The sequence below is a fragment of the Desulfobacter latus genome (assembly GCF_013389365.1).
Lineage (GTDB): Bacteria > Desulfobacterota > Desulfobacteria > Desulfobacterales > Desulfobacteraceae > Desulfobacter > Desulfobacter latus.
Genome location: NZ_JACADJ010000159.1, coordinates 1 through 1,501 on the forward strand (window position 1 = coordinate 1; position 1,501 = coordinate 1,501).

The 1,501-nt window shown below is 43.8% G+C and carries 4 protein-coding genes; all 4 read left to right on the forward strand.

What is annotated here, in order from left to right; all coding sequences use genetic code 11:
- Nucleotides 1–17 precede the first annotated feature (17 nt).
- The 4 genes from HXW94_RS19665 (at nt 18) to HXW94_RS20530 (ending at nt 1,445) form a co-directional block, all read left to right on the forward strand.
- Nucleotides 18–155: a hypothetical protein gene (locus HXW94_RS19665; RefSeq protein ID WP_343054716.1), complete on the forward strand. Its 138-nt coding sequence runs from the start codon at nt 18–20 to the stop codon at nt 153–155.
- A gap of 89 nt (nt 156–244) precedes the next feature.
- Nucleotides 245–634: a transposase gene (locus tag HXW94_RS18710; RefSeq protein ID WP_246294249.1), complete on the forward strand. Its 390-nt coding sequence runs from the start codon at nt 245–247 to the stop codon at nt 632–634.
- 431 nt (nt 635–1,065) lie between these two features.
- Nucleotides 1,066–1,275: a type II toxin-antitoxin system HicB family antitoxin gene (locus HXW94_RS18715; protein WP_178368405.1), complete on the forward strand. Its 210-nt coding sequence runs from the start codon at nt 1,066–1,068 to the stop codon at nt 1,273–1,275.
- A gap of 2 nt (nt 1,276–1,277) precedes the next feature.
- Complete coding sequence (locus HXW94_RS20530) at nt 1,278–1,445, forward strand: type II toxin-antitoxin system HicA family toxin (RefSeq protein ID WP_178368406.1); 168 nt, start codon at nt 1,278–1,280, stop codon at nt 1,443–1,445.
- Nucleotides 1,446–1,501: the final 56 nt, after the last annotated feature.

The following is a 1,501-nucleotide window of genomic DNA, read 5'->3' on the forward strand; positions in this document are numbered from 1 at the left end:
TTGGCGACGGCGCCCACCTGGGCCTGGAGATCTCCTACACACCCCAGCCCCGGCCCGACGGCCTGGCCCAGGCATTCATCCTGGGCAAAGAGTTCATCGGCACGGACTCCGTGTGCCTGATCCTGGGGTGTTTGCTTGGGGTCGGGTCAAGTTAACGCTTTGAAACAAAAAGAAATAAGTGTGAAATCGGGCTCGTTTGGGGTGCAATATTGTATTTTTTGAGGTCAAAAAAAGCATTATAGCCATGGCGAGAGCAAATCGTCACTATGTACCCGGACAAATATGGCATATCACGCACCGATGCCACAAGAGAGCGTTTTTGCTCAAATTTGCCAAGGATTACCATCGGTGGCTCCAATGGCTTTTTGAAGCAAAGAAACGTTATGGTTTGGTAATACTGAATTATATCGTCACATCGAACCACATTCATCTTCTCGTCGTAGATGATAAGGGGCGCGGTGTTATACCAAATTCCATCAAACTGATTGCCGGCCGAACCGTCCAGGAATTTAATCAGCGAAAGAACCGGAGAGGGGCTTTCCGGGAGGATCGTTATCATGCCACAGCAATGGTGGTAACTTTCGTGATGATAAATGGTCCAGGAGCATCGTTGGTCCGACCCCACCCCCTTTGAGCAAAATCTGTTGAACGACCTCTTCTGAAAGGCATTTCAACAACTCAAAACTCAAAAGAGGGCCAAAAAGCGCGCAAACGAAAATGGCAGATTTAGACACCCCACTGCAAGATTGACTGCAATGCCATTTTCTGAAGTGATGGGTGTCAAGCGAGTGCCAAAAAGTGAATAATTGAAACCAGCGGATTTAGACACCCCACTTTTAAGCCAATAACAAATTAATAATAAGCACTTAACTGGGTCAGACCCCGCTTAGCACAAAAAGATATTTTATCGATTTTGGATGTCCCGGAAGAATGCTATACTCACCAGTATTTGTTTGATACTTCATAACCTGGTCAAAATTGGCCAAAGTGAAAAATCGGATAATTGCATCCAAAACTACTGAAACCAAAATTAAAACAAGCGAAACTTAAGATAAGAGCAATATCATGGAAAAATATACCGCAATCATTGAAAGATGCTCCGAAACAAAACTTTATGTAGGATATATTCCTGGTTTTCCTGGAGCGCATTCACAAGCCGATACAATTGATGAACTTCACAAAAATTTGAAGGAAGTTCTTGAAATGCTCCTCGAAGACGGCCCTCCGAAGATTGAGAGTGAGTTTGTAGGGACCCAGCTTGTTGAAGTCGCTTGATAATGGGGAATATACCTGTAATTAAGCCTAAAACTATTATTCGGATACTTGGAAAATTGGGTTTTGTTGAAGTCCGTCAAAAAGGATCACACAAACAGTGGGCGCATTCCCATTTTCCCGGTTATGCAACAGCCAATGAATTGTGCGAGTTTGCCATTTGTTTCAAATAATTCCATCTCCCTGACTTATAATATGAACGTAGCATGATCACCTTCTCTGCATTTTC